Here is a 17,478-nt window from a genome sequence, read left to right on the forward strand (position 1 = left end):
TGAAGCGCTGATATGACTAAATCGCCTATCTAAATTCGGCAGATTGCCCAACAGGATCGACGAAATGCAGATCACCGACAAGGATCGCGAGCTTCTCGCCATCTTGAGCGAGAACGCCCGCATGCCGACGGCGACGATTGCCCGAAGGCTTGGTCTGTCGCGCACGACGGTGCAGGCCCGTATCGAGCGCTTGGAGCGCGAAGGCATCATCGCCGGCTATGGCGTGCGCCTCTCGGAAAGCTACGAGAAGGGGCTGGTCAAGGCGCATGTGCTGATCACCATTGCGCCGCGGGCGCTCTCGCGCGTGACTCCAGAACTGAGCGCCATCCGGGAAATCCAGACGCTGCATTCGGTCAGCGGCAGCTTCGACCTGATCGCCGTGGTCGCCGCGATGTCGATCAGCGAACTCGATCTGCTGATCGATCGGATCGGCGAAATCGACGGTGTCGACCGGACGCTGTCGTCGATCATCCTCTCGACGCGGATCGACCGCTAGGCCGTCCTTCGGCTCAAGCGACAAGCGACGCGGCCGTCAGGGTGGGCTAGCGGACGGCGCGGATTCCTCTTTGTTGCTACCCGTTCCGTCGGGCACCTTGGCTGGAGCGTTCCAGGCGCTCGGCCCCCGAACGAAACTGCGCAGGCTGCCATCGCCATAGGCGAGCCACTTGCTGCGGTCGAAATATTGTTCGGCAATGTTCTTCGGGCGGGCGCGGGCGGGTTGATTGGCGAGGAAATTGTAGCGCTGCGTCTCCTCGTCGGATTCACGCTTGAGCTGGATGCGGCTGCCGAAGCGCTTGAGGTCGAACTCCCTCAGCGCCTGGATCTGCAAGGTGACGCTGGCCGCATCCGCCCAGCGCACGTGGTCGAGGAACACGGATGCCGCGCGCGCCGCCGCCGTCGTCACCGCCTGGCTGTCCTCCTGGCGCTCGATGTTGAGCTTGACCCGGAACGATGAGATCTCTTCCTCGCCGCTGCCCTTGACGAAGATGAAGATCGAGGAGGGTTTGTCCTCGCCCGGCCGGGGGAAGGAAATGAGCGACGAGCATTCCCATTGGGCCTGTTCGCCGGCGCTCGATTTCCATTCGAGTTCCCGAAACCCGGCGTCGCGCAACTCGTCGCAAAGCGCCTTGGGGTCGCTGCGGATGGCGCGCAGGAACGGCTGCTCCGGCGTCTGCAGATCCTGGAAGGTCCAGGCGGGCAGGGCGATGCGCGGTGGCACGCGCCTCGCGCGCTTCGTGCCCGTCGTCTCGTCTGGCTTTCCCCGTTCGAGGAAGGTCGTCGGCAGGCCGAATGCGAGCAGAACCCTTTTCAGATTGCGCTGCTCGTTGGCGAGCAGGGCCGTCGCGACGATGGCGGTGACGATCAGCAGCAGGGCCACGATGAAGAAGCGCAGACCGGTGCTGCGGGCCGGCTTGCCGGCGGGCGTCTTGCCTTTGGCCGTGCTCATGCAGCCTCGCCCGCCCGATGATGGGCGATGAGCTGCGGAGCCTCCAGCGAAGGGCGATCGGTCTGCCGGGTTTCCATGATCTCAGGCTAGCAAGATGTCCAAGCTTTCTTCATCCTCGAAATCCGTCGCGGCGGCAATATGCAACCGCCGATAACCGCACGGCGACTTTTGCATCCAGGCACAACGCGCCGGTGAATGGTTGTCGGCGTGAACTAAAAAGTTGAAATCCGGAAGCGATTGCATAGCTTGCGTCCGCAGACATTCAAACGGGGCGTACGTTCGTCATGACAGAGCCGACATCCGCAACTCCCTCGATCGACGTACCACTGGTGCGCCGGCTGCTCGCGGCGCAGTTTCCGCAATGGTCGGAACTCGACGTACGGCCGATCGAACCGGGCGGCTGGGATAACCGGACGTTTCGCCTCGGCGACCGGATGACCGTCCGGTTGCCGAGCGCCGAACACTACGTTCTGCAGGTCGAAAAGGAACATCGCTGGCTGCCGCTGCTGGCGTCGCAACTGCCGCTGCCCATTCCGGTGCCTCTCGGCAAGGGCGTGCCGGGAGAAGGTTTTCCCTGGCCCTGGTCGGTCTATCGTTATCTCCCCGGGCAAACACTGGCTGTCGAGCGGGTCGACGATGTCAGTCAGGTGGCGAAGGACCTGGCGCGGTTCCTGCGCGCGCTGATGCAAGCGGATGCCATCGGGGCACCCTTGCCCGGCGATCACAATTTCCATCGCGGCGGACCGCCCGCCTTCTATGACGCGCAGACGCGTCAGGCGCTCACGCTGCTTGCGGACAATGTCGATACGACAGTGGCAGCAGAGGTGTGGGAGGCCGCACTTGCCGCGTCTTTCGAAGGAGCGCCTGTCTGGTTTCACGGCGATATCGCCTGGGGCAACCTGCTGGTCGAGAACGGCAGCTTGAGCGGCGTCATCGACTTCGGCACCTCCGGCGTCGGGGATCCGGCCTGCGATCTGGCGATCGCCTGGACGTTTTTCGACGGCGAGAACCGCGAGGTTTTCCGCGACGGCATGGCTCTCGATCGCGGCGCCTGGGCGCGCGGCCGCGGCTGGACCCTGTGGAAGGCGCTGATTGTCCTTGCCGACATGACTGGCGCGCCCGCGAGCGAAAAGGCAAAGCAGCGCGTGGTGATCGACGAGGTGCTTGCGGATCACCGTCGCTACGGCTGAGACCGGTTGGGCCGCGGCCAAGCGCCGACTTGACCCCGGCGCAAATTGCCTCTAGGTCAGGCGCACGCGGGACGACCCGCGTCGGTGTTTCGCCTGGGGACGGCCCCATTATCTCGACCGAGATATTGGAGACGATCGTACCATGCAGCCCCGTAGCCCGCGGCACGTCCGCGTGACCGATTCCTTCATCGAGCAGCCCGATTGCCCCGCCGGAAGCCATCGTTTCGTGGAACGATCTCGGCCGCCGATCGCTTTCCCAACATATTGAAGCGCGCAGGTGGCCGCCTGCGCGCGCCGCCGCCGTTTCGTCACCAACGCACGAGGTTGATGATGGCCGGACCCATCGAACAATTTGAGATCAAGTCGCTCTTCCCGATCGCCGAAGTCGGCGGCTACCAGATCAGCTTTACCAACTCGGCCGCCTACATGGTGCTGACGATCGCGATCGCCAGCCTGTTCCTGATCCTGTCGACCAGGAGACGCGGCCTCGTGCCGAACCGGGCGCAATCGGCGGCCGAAATCCTCTACGAGTTTGCGGCGAAAACACTGCGCGACAATGCCGGCGAAAAGGGCATGCGCTTTTTCCCGCTGGTCTTCTCGCTGTTCATGTTCATCCTCACCGCCAACCTGATCGGCATGTTTCCCTATGCCTTCACGGTAACGAGCCATATCGCCGTCACCTTCGCGCTGGCGATGCTGGTGTTCCTGACGGTCACGCTCTACGGCCTCTACCGGCACGGCCTCGGCTTTCTCAGGCTGTTCATGCCCTCAGGCGTGCCGTTGATCCTGGCACCGATCATCATCCCGATCGAGGTGGTCTCCTACCTGTCGCGCCCGGTCAGCCACTCGGTCCGTCTGTTCGCGGTCATGCTCGCCGGTCATATCACGCTCAAGGTTTTCGCCGGCTTCGTCGTGGGCTTGAGCGGTTTCGGCGCGCTGGGCATTCTGGCGGCGATCATGCCCCTGCTGATGACGGTGGCGTTGACGGGGCTGGAGCTGCTGATGGCCCTGATCCAGGCCTATATCTTCACCATGCTGACCTGCATGTATCTCAACGACGCGCTGCATCCGAGCCACTGAAATAAGGCAAGGAGGCTCCCCGCCAAGGGGAGCCTTTTTTTCATTCGGCCGCCACGCGCCGGGCTTCGTTTCGGTAGGTCCGCCAGGACGACCAGGCGAAGGCCATCAGGAACATTGCGGTCATCAGGAGCACGATGGTCGGCGCCGGCGCGCTGTCGATGAAGAAGGACAGATAGACGCCGGTGAAGGACGCCGTCATCGCGATCAGCACGGCGACGATGAGCATCATGCCCATTGTCCGGGTGATCAGGAAGGCGATGGCGCCGGGCGCGATCAGCATGGCGATGGCGAGGATCAGCCCCACCGCCTTCAGCGCACCGACAATCGTCAGCGACAGGATCGCCAGCAGCCCATAGTGCAGCCAGTTGACCGGCAGGCCGACCGCCTTGGCCTGGGCCGGGTCGAAGGCATGCAGCAGGAAATCCCGCCACTTGACCGCGAGGATGCCGGCGGCGACGAGCGCGATCACGCCGGTCTCGACAATGTCCGGCCAGCCGATGCCGAGCATGTCGCCGAAGAGGATGTGATCGAGGTGCACGTCGCTCTGGATCTTGGTGTAGAGCACCAAGCCGAAACCGAACATGCCGGAGAAGACCACGCCCATGACCGTATCCTGCTTGATGCGGCTGTTTTCCTTGAGATAGCCGGTGAGCAGCGCGCAGGACATGCCGGCGGCAAAGGCACCGACGGCGAGCGGCAGGCCGACGATGTAGGAGATCACCACGCCGGGAAAGACGGCATGTGAGATCGCATCGCCCATCAGCGACCAGCCCTTCAGCACCAGGAAGCAGGAGAGCATCGCGGTCGGGATCGCCACCAGCACCGAGATCAAAAGCGCGTTGCGCATGAACTCGAATTCGAACACGGCAAGCATCATGTCGAGCGAGATCATCGGCCGGCCTCCACCGGTTCGGCGCCGCGCCGGCGAGCGGCCAGAAGCCCGTGCTTCGGGGCAAAGACGAAGGCCGTCAGGAAGATCAGCGTCTGCAGCACGATGATGATGCCGCCGGTGGCGCCATCGAGGAAATAGCTGAAATAGGCGCCGAGGAAGCTCGTCAGCGTGCCGATGGCGATGCTGATGAGGATCAGCCGCGGAAAACGATCCGTCAGCAAATAGGCGGTGGCGCCCGGTGTTACGACCATGGCGATGACGAGAAAGGCGCCGACGGTCTGGAGGGCCGCGACCGTGCAGGCCGAAAGCAGCGTGAAGAACAAGACCTTGAGGAAGGTCGTCGGGATGCCGATCGAGCGGGCGTGGCTCTCGTCGAAGAAGGTCACCATCAGGTCCTTCCACTTGGCCGTCAGGATGATGAGCGAGACGATGCCGATGATCGCCAGTTGCAGCGTGTCGGCGGGCGTGATCGCCAGGATGTTGCCGAGCACGATCGTCTGGATGTTCACCGACGTCGGCGACAGCGAGACCATGAAGAGGCCGAGGCCGAAGAAGGAGGTGAAGATCAGCCCGATGATCGTGTCTTCCTTGAGCCTTGTGCGCTGATTGAGAAACAGCATGGCGCCGGCGGCAAGGGCGCCGGAGAAGAAGGCGCCGAGCGAGAAGGGCAGGCCGAGCATGTAGGCGCCGGCAACGCCGGGCACAATCGAGTGCGAGAGCGCGTCGCCGATCAGCGACCAGCCCTTGAGCATCAGATAGGAGGACAGGAAGGCGCAGACGCCGCCGACCAGTGCGCTCACCCACATGGCGTTGAGCATGTAGCCGTAGGTGAAGGGTTCGGAGAGCGTGGCGATCATTTGCCGTTCTGTTCCCCGTTGGTCTCGGGCTTTGCCGGTTGCGCCACCATGCGGTCCTTGTCGCCATACATGACGAGCGGACGCTCGTCGTCGGTGATGACGGCAAGCTGGCGGGGATCGGCGTCGTCGTGCAGGCTATCGCCGCCGAGCACGAAGTGCCGCAGCACGCCACCGAAGGCGAGCTCGAGGTTCTCGCGGGTGAAGGTCGTCTCGGTCGGGCCATAGGCGAGCACGGTGTTCTTCAGAAGCACGGTGCGGTCGCAGAATTCCGGTACGCTGCCGAGATTGTGGGTCGAGACCAGCATGACCCGGCCCTCGTCGCGAAGGCCGATCAAAAGCCGAATGATCGCGTCCTCGGTTTTGACGTCGACGCCGGTGAAGGGTTCGTCGAGCAGGATGACCTTGCCGTCCTGGGCAAGGGCGCGTGCGAGGAAGACGCGCTTCTTCTGGCCGCCGGAGAGTTCGCCGATCTGGCGCTTGCGGTAGTCGCTCATGCCGACGCGGGCAAGGGCTGCCTCGACCGCTTCGTGATCGACTTTCTTCGGGATGCGCAACATGTTCATGTGGCCGTAACGGCCCATCATGACCACGTCCTCGACCAGCACCGGGAAGTTCCAGTCGACTTCTTCGGCCTGCGGCACATAGGCGACGAGGTTTTTCTTCAGCGCGTCCGGCACGGAAAGACCGAGGATCGCGATCTCGCCGCGCGACAGGCGGGCAAAGCCCATGATCGCCTTGAACAGCGTCGACTTGCCGCTGCCGTTGACGCCGACGAGCGCAGTGATCGTGCCGGTCGGGATCTCGAAGCTGGCGTCACGCAGCGCCCGCAGGCCGTTGCGGTAGGTGACGGTGGCACCCGCGACGCGGATGCCGCTTCCTTGCTCACCGGAAGAAGGTGCTGGCCCGGAGCGCGTCTTCACCTGAAGGTTCATTGTGCAAGACCCTTGGCGATGGTTTCCGATGTGACGCGCAGCAGGTCGACATAGGTCGGAACCGGGCCGTCCGCTTCGCTCAAGGAATCAACGTAGAGCACACCGCCGTATTTTGCACCGGTCTCGCGCGCCACTTGTTCTGCCGGGTCCGGCGAAATCGTGCTTTCGGAGAAGACCACAGGGATATGGTTCGCCCGGACGGCGTCGATCACCTTGCGGACCTGCTGCGGGGTACCCTGCTGGTCGGCGTTGATCGGCCAGAGATAGAGTTCCTTCATTCCGAAATCGCGGATCAGGTAGCTGAAGGCGCCTTCGCTCGAGACCAGCCAGCGCTTGTCCTCGGGGATCTTGGCGATCTCGGCGCGGATCGGTGCAATGGTCGCCTCGATCTTCTGCTTATAGGCCTCGGCATTGGCCTTGTAGGTCTCGGCATTATCAGGGTCGTACTTCACGAAGGCGTCGCGGATGTTGTCGACATAGATCAACGCGGCCGATGGCGACATCCAGGCATGCGGATTGGGCTTGCCGGTATAGGGGCCCTCGGCAATGCCCATGGGGTCGATGCCGGTCGAGACGACGACACCGGGAACATCGTCGAAGTTCTGGAAGAATTTCTCGAACCAGCGCTCCAGGTTCAGGCCATTCCAGAGGATCAGCTTGGCGTCATGCGCCTTCAGGATATCGCGCGGCGTCGGCTGGTAGTTGTGGATCTCGGCGCCCGGCTTGGTGATCGATTCGACGATGGCCGCGTCGCCCGCGACGTTCTTTGCCATGTCGGCAATGACCGTAAAAGTCGTCACTGCCTTGAATTTCTCCTGCGCGTAAGCGGCGCCTGGAACGAGCGCAATGGCTGCGACGGCCGTCATTGCCGCCAGGATCGCGCGCCTCGTCTGATCGATCATTCTCTACTCCCAGATGTTGATGCTCACAGGAGTAGGGGAATGATTTGCATAAGTCAATGCAAATGAGAAGCATTCGCAACTAGCTATTTTCAAAGGCCGTGCCCTTGGCTAGTGTACGACCATGAAACAGAACAAGAATCGTGTCGAAGAACTGGAAGGCGTGTTGAGGGATGGCGGCGTGCGCGTGACGCGCCAGCGTGCCGCTATTCTGAAGATCCTCGCCACCGCCGAAGACCATCCGGATGCAAACGAACTGCATCGCCGGGCGAAGGAAATCGACGCCACCGTCTCGCTATCGACGGTCTACCGGACGTTGTCTGCGCTTGAGCAACAGGGCGTGGTGCAGCGCCATGCCTTTGAGAGTGCGACCGCTCGCTTCGAGACCGCCGACGCGCCGCACCACGATCATCTGATCGACATCGACACCGGTGCGGTGATCGAGTTCCGCTCCGACAAGATCGAGCAGCTTCAGGCGGAAATCGCCGCCGAACTCGGCTATGACCTCGTACGTCACCGGCTGGAACTCTACTGCCGCAAGCGCAAGGACTGAGGCGTCGGCAATGGCGCGCCAGACGGCGCGCGCAATCTCTGCTCTTTATCCGTAAGTGGCCTCAGCCGCGGTCGGCGATCGCGGCGACGCGTCGCCGCGCCGGAATGGTCATGGCCGCGACCCCGACGATGACGCAGCCAAGGCCGATCCAGGCGGTGTCCGACAGCCGTTCGCCGAGGAAGAGCGCGCCGATGGCAACGCCGATCGGCACGCGCAGATAGGCCTGTGCCGTGGCGCCGACCGAGCCCAGTGTCTGGATCAGCCGGAAGTAGATGGCAAAGGCAAGGGCGGTCGAGAAGACGGCGAGGCCGAGCAGTGCCAGCAGCGACTCCGTCGACGGCGCAAGCGTCCAGGGCCTGTCGACGACGAGGCTTACCGGGATCAGCAGGGCAGCACCTGCGATCAACGAGCCGGCGGCGGGCATCATCGGGTCGAGTCCCTTGAAGCCGCGACCGAAGATGGCGGCGCCCCCGTAGCAGACGGTGGCGAGCACCACGGCCAACTGTGGCAGCAACTGTTCCCCGAGGCCGCCGAAGGCCTCCATGCCGATGATCAGGCTGATGCCGGTCATGCCGGCGACGATGCCAACGAGCTTGCGGGCCGTGACCGCTTCGTGGCGGGTGATCAGCGCCGTCATCAGGAAGGCGAAGATCGGCGTTGTCGCATTGAGGATCGAGGCGATGCCGGCATCGATCGTCTGCTCGGCCCAGGCGATCAGCGTGAAGGGCACAACGCTGTTGAGGCAGGCCTGGAACAGGAAGCGCCGCCAGGTCGCCGCGTCACGCGGCAGGCTGAGACCACGCCAGCGCAGAACGGCAAGAAGAAGCGCGCCGGCAATCAGGGTGCGGGCGGCGATCAGCGTGACCGGCGGAATGGTCTCGATGCCGATCTTGATGAAGGTGTAGGAGGCGCCCCAGAGCGTTGCGAGCGCAAGAAGCAGCAGGAGTTCGAGAGAAAGGTTGGTCTTGGCCATCGGGATCGCATCCTTGTGTCGTCATTGTTGCCATCGTTCTAGCGCGACGCTTACGGCGGATGCTTCGTTGGCGATCGAAGTATCGGGATCCTCCGAGATGTGGAAAAGCGAAACCCCAGCTTTCGCGGGAAAGCCGGGGTTCCGTGATTGCGGGTGGCTCAATGGCTGTCGGCGAGCTTGGCCGCGTTGACGCTGGCTGTGCTTTCGAAGCTGAGGCCATTGAAGAAGGCGTTGAGCACGACGGCCGAGATCGAGGCAAGCACGATGCCGGACTCGATGATCGGGTGGATCGCATGCGGCAGCCAGATCAGGAAGTTCGGCGCGATCAGCGGGATCAAGCCGAAGCCGACCGAGACGGCGACCACGAACAGGTTGTTGCGCGACGACTTGAAATCGACGGTCGACAGGATGCGCACGCCGGTCGCAGCGACCATGCCGAATATCACCAGGCCGGCGCCGCCGAGCACGAAGGTCGGAACCGCTTCGACCAGTGCGCCCATCTTCGGGATGAGGCCGAGCGCGATCATGATGACGCCCCCCATCACGCAGACGTAGCGGCTCTTGACGCCGGTGACGCCGACAAGCCCGACATTCTGCGAGAAGCTCGTGTAGGGGAAGGTGTTGAACAGGCCGCCGATCATGGTGCCGAGGCCATCGACCCTGAGCCCCGCCGTCAACTGCTGCCGCGAGACTTCGCGATTGGTGATTTCGCCGAGTGCCAGGAACATGCCGGTCGATTCGATCATCACGACGATCATCACCAGCGACATGGTGGCGATCAGCACCGGATCGAAGATCGGCATGCCGAAGCGCAGCGGCGTGACCACGGCAAACCAGCCGGCATCGGCCACCCGGTCGAAATGCATCATGCCGAGTGCTGCGGCGACGACGCAGCCGACGACGACGCCGGTCAGCACCGCGATGTTGCTGATCAGTCCGCGGCCGAAGCGGGCGATCACGAGAATGGAGAGGAGCACGAAGCCGGCCAGCGCGATGTGGCTCGGCTCGGCGTAAAGCGGGTTCGGCACGCTGGCGCCAAGCACCAGGCCGTCCGGTACCGCCGGGCCTCCGGTGGCCGCGGCCTTCTTGAGCTCCGCCAGCCATTCCGCATGGCTCGGATCGACGAGCTTGGGTGCGGTCGGACCGAAGGGATTGCCGAAGATCCAGTTCACGCCGACGCGCATCAGCGAAACGCCGATGACGAGAATGATCGTGCCGGTGACGACGGGGGGGAAGAACCTCAGAAGCCGGCCCATGACCGGCGCGAGCAGGAGCGCGACGAGGCCGGCGCCGATGATGGCGCCGAAGATCATCCGGGCACCCTCTTGCCCGGGTGTCATCGCCGCCATCGAGACCATCGGGCCGACTGAGGCGAAAGTAACGCCCATCATGACCGGAAGCCGGATGCCGATGCTGCGGCCGAGGCCAAGCGACTGGATGATGGTGACGAGGCCGCAAACGAAAAGATCGGCGGAAATCAGGAAAGCGACGTCCTGGGGGCTGAGCTGCAAGGCGCGGCCGACGATCAGGGGCACCGCGACGGCGCCGCCATACATGACAAGGACATGCTGCAACCCGAGGGTCGCAAGTCTGCCCACGGGCAGCCTCTCGTCCACCGGGTGTATGCTGGAAACGTCGCTCATGGTTCCTCCTCCCATTACATCGACCAGTCCGGCCCCCCGTCCTCCAACAGGGGAACCGCTATCTTCGGTTGTCGAGACAGAATGTCGCAAGTATCGCCGGAACGAAAACACTTTCCGGATTTCGGGGGAAATTGTCGAGGGGTGATCGGGGCGGGAAAGGTTCGGATTTGCCCGTCGAATGGCTCCGACCGGGCAGGTATTGCCGAAGAAAGCCTCAAGGCGCGCCAACGAACAGCTTGATCCTAGCAACGATGCAACGTTGCTGCAATGTGAAGCGACGATGGTTCGTCGCGCCGGGTGCGAAGGCTCCGCCGCAGTTCGTTGGGATCATGTCGATGAAATCTTGCAGAGTGGCCTTTTCGTCTCCCTGCCGTGCGCTTTTCGTGCTGCTGATCGTTCTCTGGCCGGCGGTCGCCGGGGCGAGCGGCGTCAGCTTCCAGGGGCAATGGCAGCAGGTCACGTCCGGCGCCGGTGACTGCGAGAGCTGCTCGGTCGAGATCCGGCGGAACGGCCCCGTGCTGAAGGTGACGGGGAGGGATGGATGGTTCGCGGTGACCCATCTCGGGCGCGTCGGCGGCGGTTCGAGCGCTGCGGGCATCGGGCGCTGGAACGAGGACGGCGCCGGCCGCTATCGCGGCAAGCCGTTCGACATCCGCATCACGATCGTCGATGAGCATCTCCACATGGTTATGAGCGTGCGGATGGATGATGGCTCGACGCAGGCGGTCAGGGCCATCTTCGACAAGCGACGATCCGAGAAATCCGGACGCTTGCGGCTTGCCCACATGTAGGCGCGACAGGTCCTTTCACGCCTATGGGCAAAGAAATACCGGGGCCGTTGCCGACCCCGGTGCCGCATCTCCCGAGGAGATGAGGGCCGCCCGTTTTGCAGGCGGCCGTTGGTTTCTTACTTCTGCCAGCTCTTGACCAGATCGTCGTAGTTGACGGTCTGCGGCTTTTCCTTCTCGTTCTCGATCTTCAGCTGCGGAGCGAGGTTGCCCTTGGAAACGGCATCCTTGTTCCAGTACTCGAGATCGTGCTCTTCGGCGAGCTTCGGACCGATGTCGCCCTGAACGCCCGAGCGTTCGAGACGGGAGAGAACCTTCTCCTGCTCGGCGCACAGCGAGTCCATGGCTTCCTGAGCGGTCTTGGCACCCGAGGATGCATCGCCGATCGCCTGCCACCAAAGCTGAGCCAGCTTCGGATAGTCAGGAACGTTCGTGCCCGTCGGCGACCACTGCAGGCGGGCCGGCGAACGGTAGAACTCGATCAGACCGCCGAGCTTCGGAGCGCGGTCCGTGAAGCTCTTGTGGTCGAGCGTCGACTGGCGGATGAAGGTGAGGCCGACATGGCTCTTCTTCACGTCGACGGTCTTCGAGGTCACGAACTGCGCATAGAGCCAGGCGGCCTTGGCGCGGTCGTCAGGCGTGGACTTCAGCAGCGTCCAGGAACCGGCGTCCTGGTAACCGAGCTTCATGCCGTCCTTCCAGTAGACGCCATGCGGGCTTGGAGCAAAACGCCACTTCGGCGTGCCGTCCTCGTTGACGACGGGCAGGCCCGGCTTGACGAAGTCGGCGGTGAACGCCGTGTAGGTGAACATCTGCTGGGCGACTTCGCCCTGCGACGGAACCGGGCCGGATTCCGAGAAGGTCATGCCCTGCGCAGCTGCCGGTGCGTAGGCCTTCATCCAGTCGAGATACTTCTGGATGGAGTAGACAGCGGCCGGGCCGTTGGTGTCGCCACCGCGGGCAACGCAGGAGCCGACCGGGCGCGAGTTTTCGTCGACCTTGATGCCCCACTCGTCGACCGGCTTGCCGTTCGGGATGCCCTTGTCGCCGTTGCCGGCCATCGACAGCCAGGCGTCGGTGAAGCGCCAGCCGAGCGACGGGTCCTTCTTGCCGTAGTCCATGTGGCCATAGACTTTCTTGCCATCGACTTCGCGACCGGTGAAGAACTCGGCGATATCCTCATAGGCCGACCAGTTGACCGGAACGCCGAGGTCGTAGCCGTACTTCGCCTTGAAGTCCGCCTTGTTCTTCTCGTCGTTGAACCAGTCGTAGCGGAACCAGTAGAGGTTCGCGAACTGCTGGTCGGGAAGCTGGTAGAGCTTGCCATCCGGTGCTGTCGTGAAGGACTTGCCGATGAAGTCGTCGATGTCGAGGTTCGGGTTGGTGACGTCCTTGCCTTCATTGGCCATGAAGTCGGTCAGGCTGCGGGCCTGCTGGTAGCGCCAATGGGTACCGATCAGATCCGAGTCGTTGATGTAGGCGTCATAGACGTTTTCGCCCGACTGCATCTGCGTCTGCAGCTTTTCGACGACGTCGCCTTCGCCGATCAGGTCGTGGGTGATCTTGATGCCGGTGATGTCGGAGAAGGCCTTGGCCAGGGTCTTCGATTCGTATTCATGAGTGGTGATCGTTTCGGAAACGACCTTGATTTCCATGCCGGCAAAGGGTTTCGCCGCATCGACGAACCACTGCATTTCGGCTTCCTGGCCGGCGCGGTCGAGCGAGGACATGTCGCCGATCTCGCTGTCGAGGAATTTCTTGGCTTCGTCCATGCCGGCAAAAGCGCTGCCGGTGAAAGCCAGCAGCATAGCTGCCGTCGTAGTCAAAAGATGCCGTCGCATAATTCCCTCCCTTAGGTTTGCGAATGCAGTTCTTTATCTTTCGAGGGGCCGCCCGTCTGGCGGCCCCTCAAATCGGTTCGCCTCAGACGTAGCGGAAGACGCCGACGGCATAGACCAGGGAGAGCGCGAGCGCCCACCACAGGTTCTGCCCGCCGACGAAGCCGAGCCATGCGAGGTGAATGAAGGCGCTGCCGAGCAGTGACACGAAGAGGCGATCGCCCCGTGTCGTCTCGAAGCGCAGGATGCCGACGCGCGGGTTGCCACCGGGCGAGGCATATTCCCAGACCGCCATCATCGACAGCAGTGCGAAGATCGTCAGGAAGAACATGGCCGACGGAAACGACCAGGCCATCCAGCCACCGGGGATGAGCGGCGCGAACCAGTCGCGCGCGCCGTCCTTGATGGGCAGCATGCTGAAGAGCAGCCCGGCAACGGCGGCGTAGACGACGAGAACGGCGGCAAACGGCAGTTGCCAGCGGGCGTTGCGAACGGGTTGAGCGGTCATCATACCCTCCCCAGGGCAAAGCCCTTGGCGATGTAGTTGCGAACGAAATAGATCACGAGTGCGCCCGGAATGATGGTGAGCACGCCGGCGGCCGCCAGCACGCCCCAGTCGAGACCGGAGGCGGAGACCGTGCGGGTCATGGTGGCGGCGATCGGCTTGGCGTCCGTGGTCGTCAGCGTGCGGGCAAGCAGCAGTTCGACCCAGGAGAACATGAAGCAGAAGAACGCAGCGACACCGATGCCCGAGGCGATCAGCGGCATGAAGATCTTCACGAAGAAGCGCGGGAACGAGTAACCGTCGATATAGGCGGTCTCGTCGATCTCCTTCGGCACGCCCGACATGAAGCCTTCCAGGATCCAGACCGCGAGCGGCACGTTGAACAGGCAGTGCGCAAGGGCAACCGCGATGTGCGTGTCGATCAGGCCGAAGGCCGAATAGAGCTGGAAGAAGGGCAGCGCGAAGACGGCCGGCGGCGCCATGCGGTTGGTCAAGAGCCAGAAGAACAGGTGCTTGTCGCCGAGGAAGCGGTAGCGCGAGAAAGCATAGGCCGCCGGCAGCGCTGCCGTCACCGAGATCACCGTGTTCATCACGACGTAGATGATCGAGTTGATGTAGCCGTTGTACCAGGAGGGATCGGTGAAGATCACCTGGTAGTTCCGGAGCGTCGGATTGACCGGCCAGAGCGAGAAGGTGCTCAGGATCTCGCTCGTTTCCTTGAAGCTCATGTTGACGAGCCAATAGATCGGCAGGAGCAGGAAGACGATGTAGACCGTCGGCACCAGCCAGGAGAGGCGTTCGGTAAGTGATTGTTTTTGCATTTTGTTTCTCCTCCCGCCTTTGTCAGCCCTGCGCGTCGCTCGTGGTCATCACGGTGTAGAAGATCCACGAGAGCAGCAGGATGATGAGGAAGTAGATGATCGATAGCGCTGCCGCCGGACCGAGGTCGAACTGGCCGATGGCCGTCTTGACGAGGTCGATGGACAGGAAGGTTGTCGAGTTGCCGGGACCGCCGCCGGTGACGACGAAGGGCTCGGTATAGATCATGAAGCTATCCATGAACCGCAGCAGGAAGGCGATCAAAAGCACGCGCTTCATCTTCGGCAGCTGGATGTAGCGGAACACCGACCAGCGCGAGGCGCCGTCGATCTTGGCCGCCTGGTAATAGGCGTCGGGGATCGAGACGAGACCGGCATAGCAGAGCAGGACGACGAGGCTCGTCCAGTGCCAGACGTCCATGACGATCAGCGTGACCCAGGCGGCAACGGGGTTCTGCACGTAATTGTAGTTGATGCCGATCGCTTCGAGCGTGCGGCCGAGCAGGCCGATGTCGACGCGGCCGAAGACCTGCCAGATGGTGCCGACGACGTTCCACGGGATCAAGAGCGGCAGCGCCATCAGGACGAGGCAGACCGGCACGCCGAGACCCTTCTTCGGCATGTTGAGCGCGATGATGATGCCGAGCGGGATTTCGATTGCCAGGATGATCGCCGAGAAGATAAGGTTGCGGCTGAGCGCGTCCCAGAAGCGGTCCGACGTCAGCACCTGCACGTACCAGTCGGTGCCGGCCCAGAAGAACTGGTTGTTGCCGAAGGTGTCCTGGACCGAATAGTTGACGACGGTCATCAGCGGGATGACGGCCGAGAAGGCGACGAGCACGAGGACCGGCAGCACCATGAACCAGGCCTTGTTGTTCCAGGTTTTCTCCATGGTCAGGCCTCCTCGCCGACGCGCCAGGAATCGGCGTAGATGTTGATGGCTTTCGGATCGAAGGTGACGCGCGGCTCGGCGGGGATCTCGCCGTCCTCGTCGACGATGATCGAGATCGGCTGGTCGGCAAAACGGGCGCGCACGATCTTGTGGCGGCCGATATCCTCGACCTTGGTGATCGCGACCGGCATGCCTTCGCGACCGAGCGAGACGAATTCCGGGCGGATGCCGAGCTCGGTCTTGGCGCCGGCCTTGACCTTGGGCTGGAAGGTGAGGCCCAACTGCTCGCCGCCGATCGTCGCGGTGCCGCCGTCGAGCTTGACCGGCAGCACGTTCATGCCCGGCGAGCCGATGAAGTAGCCGACAAAGGTGTGGCGCGGGCGCTCGAAGAGTTCCGCCGGCGTGCCGATCTGCACGATCTGGCCGTCATACATGACGACGACCTTGTCGGCGAAGGTCAGCGCCTCGGTCTGGTCGTGGGTGACGTAGACCATGGTGAAGCCGAACTGCTTGTGCAGGCGCTTGATCTGTGAGCGCAGCACCCACTTCATTTCCGGATCGATGACCGTCAGCGGTTCGTCGAAGAGGATCGCGCTGACGTCGTTGCGCACGAGGCCGCGGCCGAGCGAGATCTTCTGCTTCTGGTCGGCGGTGAGGCCCCGAGCCGTCTTCTTCGCCCAGCCGCCAAGGCCGATCATCTCGATCGTTTCCTTGACGCGGCGGTCGACCTCGGCCTCCGGCACATGCCGGTTGCGCAAGGGGAAGGCCAGATTATCGTAAACCGTCATCGTGTCGTAGATGACCGGGAACTGGAACACCTGGGCGATGTTGCGTTCCTGGGTCGACAGATGCGTCACGTCCTTGCCGTCGAAGAGGATCTCGCCTTCGGACGGGTTGATCAGGCCAGAGATAATGTTGAGCAGCGTGGTCTTGCCGCAGCCGGAGGGCCCGAGCAGCGCATAGGCGCCGCCGTCGTTCCACTCGTGGTGCACTTCCTTCAGCGCGTAGTCGTTTTCCGACTTCGGCTTGGCGCCATAGGCGTGGCGGATATGGTTGAGATTGATGCGTGCCATGTTTTCCTCCCAGCGCCTCCTTTAGGCCGTGCCGCCGATGGCGCGCCCGTCCGGCCCGAAGGCCATGAGATGGCGGGTATCGACGAATACCTCGAGGGTCGCGTCGGGTTCGATGTCGTGAATGCCCGGCGCCAGCATCACCCAGCGCGCATTGGCAAAACCGACGTGAATGAAGCTTTCGGAGCCGGCAATTTCGGAGATCGCCGTCTTCACCGTCAGCGCATCGCCGCCGCCCTGCGGGCGGTCAAACGACAGGTGATGCGGCTGGAAGGCGACGGTGCAGGGGCCGTCGCCGATGCCAGCCAGATGTGCCGGGACGGTGAGCACAGACTTGCCGTCGAGCGTGAAGGCCGAGCCTGATTTGACCAGCTCGATGCAGTTCAGCGGCGGATCGGCGAAGGTGCGGGCGGTGATCAGGTCGACCGGGCGGCGATAGACGTCGATTGTCTTGTCGAACTGGGTGATGCGGCCCTGGCTGAGGGCTGCGGTGTTGCCGCCGAGCAGCAGCGCTTCCGAAGGCTCGGTCGTCGCATAGACGAAGATGGCGCCGGAGGCGGCGAAGATCTTCGGCAGTTCCTCGCGCAGTTCCTCGCGCAGCTTGTAGTCGAGGTTGGCGAGTGGCTCGTCGAGCAGCACCAGATCGGCGTTCTTGACGATGGCGCGGGCAAGTGCCGTGCGCTGCTGCTGGCCACCTGAGAGGTTCAAGGGCGTACGGTCGAGATAAGGCGTCAGCTTCAGCAGATCGGCCGCCTTGCGCACCTCGCGGTCGATGGTGGCGGTGTCGGCGCCGCTGATGCGCATCGGTGAGGCGATGTTTTCGTAAACGGTCATCGCCGGATAGTTGATGAACTGCTGGTAGACCATGGCGACCGAACGCTTCTGCACCGGCAGGCCGGTGACGTCGGCGCCGTCGAAAAGGAGCGAACCGGAGGCGGGCTTGTCGAGACCGGCCATCAGCCGCATCAGCGACGTCTTGCCGGAAAGGGTCGGGCCGAGCAGAACGTTCAGCGACCCCCTCTCCAGCACCAGGTCGGTCGGGTAGATATGCGTCTCCCCGCCTACGACCTTGGATATCTTCTTCATTTCAAGCATTGAATT

The 17,478-nt window shown here is 63.1% G+C and carries 18 protein-coding genes; 5 read left to right on the forward strand and 13 right to left on the reverse strand.

Annotated elements, in window-relative coordinates; all coding sequences use genetic code 11:
• Positions 1-64: 64 nt before the first annotated feature.
• The gene (locus ASE71_RS13740; protein WP_034802493.1) at positions 65-496 is read left to right on the forward strand and encodes an Lrp/AsnC family transcriptional regulator; all 432 of its coding nucleotides are present in this window, start codon (positions 65-67) and stop codon (positions 494-496) included.
• Between the two features lie 36 nt (positions 497-532).
• Here the strand turns inward: ASE71_RS13740 and ASE71_RS13745 are convergent, their stop codons facing one another.
• Entirely contained in the window at positions 533-1,447 is a 915-nt protein-coding gene (locus ASE71_RS13745) for a DUF6030 family protein (RefSeq protein WP_060521384.1), read from the reverse strand.
• A 284-nt stretch (positions 1,448-1,731) separates the two neighbouring features.
• Here ASE71_RS13745 and ASE71_RS13750 point away from each other — a divergent pair, with 284 nt between their 5' ends.
• Both ASE71_RS13750 and ASE71_RS13755 read left to right on the forward strand, forming a co-directional pair.
• The gene (locus ASE71_RS13750) at positions 1,732-2,637 is read left to right on the forward strand and encodes an aminoglycoside phosphotransferase family protein (protein ID WP_060521383.1); all 906 of its coding nucleotides are present in this window, start codon (positions 1,732-1,734) and stop codon (positions 2,635-2,637) included.
• 330 nt (positions 2,638-2,967) lie between these two features.
• The gene (locus tag ASE71_RS13755) at positions 2,968-3,717 is read left to right on the forward strand and encodes a F0F1 ATP synthase subunit A (protein WP_089044351.1); all 750 of its coding nucleotides are present in this window, start codon (positions 2,968-2,970) and stop codon (positions 3,715-3,717) included.
• A 40-nt stretch (positions 3,718-3,757) separates the two neighbouring features.
• Here ASE71_RS13755 and ASE71_RS13760 read toward each other — a convergent pair whose 3' ends face one another.
• The 4 genes from ASE71_RS13760 to ASE71_RS13775 are packed head-to-tail and all read right to left on the reverse strand — an operon-like array spanning position 3,758 to position 7,300.
• Positions 3,758-4,609, reverse strand: a complete 852-nt coding sequence (locus ASE71_RS13760) for a metal ABC transporter permease (protein ID WP_034802483.1) — start codon at positions 4,607-4,609, stop codon at positions 3,758-3,760.
• Positions 4,606-5,466, reverse strand: coding sequence for a metal ABC transporter permease (locus ASE71_RS13765; RefSeq protein ID WP_060521382.1), 861 nt, complete (start codon positions 5,464-5,466; stop codon positions 4,606-4,608). Before ASE71_RS13765 ends, ASE71_RS13760 begins: the two co-directional genes overlap by 4 nt.
• The gene (locus ASE71_RS13770) at positions 5,463-6,398 is read right to left on the reverse strand and encodes a manganese/iron ABC transporter ATP-binding protein (protein WP_034802478.1); all 936 of its coding nucleotides are present in this window, start codon (positions 6,396-6,398) and stop codon (positions 5,463-5,465) included. Before ASE71_RS13770 ends, ASE71_RS13765 begins: the two co-directional genes overlap by 4 nt.
• Positions 6,395-7,300, reverse strand: coding sequence for a metal ABC transporter substrate-binding protein (locus ASE71_RS13775; RefSeq protein WP_034802475.1), 906 nt, complete (start codon positions 7,298-7,300; stop codon positions 6,395-6,397). Before ASE71_RS13775 ends, ASE71_RS13770 begins: the two co-directional genes overlap by 4 nt.
• A 121-nt stretch (positions 7,301-7,421) precedes the next feature.
• On the opposite strand from ASE71_RS13775, the gene ASE71_RS13780 reads away from it, so the two are divergent.
• Positions 7,422-7,850, forward strand: a complete 429-nt coding sequence (locus ASE71_RS13780) for a Fur family transcriptional regulator (protein WP_034802472.1) — start codon at positions 7,422-7,424, stop codon at positions 7,848-7,850.
• Positions 7,851-7,911: 61 nt separating this feature from the next.
• Here ASE71_RS13780 and ASE71_RS13785 read toward each other — a convergent pair whose 3' ends face one another.
• Both ASE71_RS13785 and ASE71_RS13790 read right to left on the reverse strand, forming a co-directional pair.
• Complete coding sequence (locus ASE71_RS13785) at positions 7,912-8,823, reverse strand: DMT family transporter (RefSeq protein ID WP_060521381.1); 912 nt, start codon at positions 8,821-8,823, stop codon at positions 7,912-7,914.
• A gap of 158 nt (positions 8,824-8,981) precedes the next feature.
• The gene (locus ASE71_RS13790; protein WP_060521380.1) at positions 8,982-10,466 is read right to left on the reverse strand and encodes a nucleobase:cation symporter-2 family protein; all 1,485 of its coding nucleotides are present in this window, start codon (positions 10,464-10,466) and stop codon (positions 8,982-8,984) included.
• Positions 10,467-10,801: 335 nt separating this feature from the next.
• On the opposite strand from ASE71_RS13790, the gene ASE71_RS13795 reads away from it, so the two are divergent.
• A complete protein-coding gene (locus ASE71_RS13795) occupies positions 10,802-11,257 on the forward strand; it encodes a hypothetical protein (protein ID WP_156400762.1) in 456 nt (151 codons plus the stop codon).
• Between the two features lie 116 nt (positions 11,258-11,373).
• Here ASE71_RS13795 and ASE71_RS13800 read toward each other — a convergent pair whose 3' ends face one another.
• The 6 genes from ASE71_RS13800 to ASE71_RS13825 form a co-directional block, all read right to left on the reverse strand.
• Entirely contained in the window at positions 11,374-13,095 is a 1,722-nt protein-coding gene (locus ASE71_RS13800; protein ID WP_034802459.1) for an ABC transporter substrate-binding protein, read from the reverse strand.
• A gap of 82 nt (positions 13,096-13,177) precedes the next feature.
• Positions 13,178-13,600, reverse strand: coding sequence for a DUF2160 domain-containing protein (locus ASE71_RS13805; RefSeq protein ID WP_034802456.1), 423 nt, complete (start codon positions 13,598-13,600; stop codon positions 13,178-13,180).
• A complete protein-coding gene (locus ASE71_RS13810; RefSeq protein WP_060521378.1) occupies positions 13,600-14,418 on the reverse strand; it encodes a carbohydrate ABC transporter permease in 819 nt (272 codons plus the stop codon). The genes ASE71_RS13805 and ASE71_RS13810 overlap by 1 nt, the downstream gene beginning before the upstream one ends.
• Positions 14,419-14,440: 22 nt before the next feature.
• On the reverse strand, positions 14,441-15,307 hold the full coding sequence (locus ASE71_RS13815; RefSeq protein WP_034802451.1) for a carbohydrate ABC transporter permease: 867 nt from the start codon (positions 15,305-15,307) through the stop codon (positions 14,441-14,443).
• 2 nt (positions 15,308-15,309) lie between these two features.
• Positions 15,310-16,380, reverse strand: a complete 1,071-nt coding sequence (locus tag ASE71_RS13820; RefSeq protein WP_034802449.1) for an ABC transporter ATP-binding protein — start codon at positions 16,378-16,380, stop codon at positions 15,310-15,312.
• A 21-nt stretch (positions 16,381-16,401) separates the two neighbouring features.
• Positions 16,402-17,472: an ABC transporter ATP-binding protein gene (locus ASE71_RS13825; RefSeq protein WP_060521377.1), complete on the reverse strand. Its 1,071-nt coding sequence runs from the start codon at positions 17,470-17,472 to the stop codon at positions 16,402-16,404.
• Positions 17,473-17,478 lie beyond the last annotated feature (6 nt).

The organism is Ensifer sp. Root954, assembly GCF_001429005.1.
Lineage (GTDB): Bacteria > Pseudomonadota > Alphaproteobacteria > Rhizobiales > Rhizobiaceae > Ensifer > Ensifer adhaerens.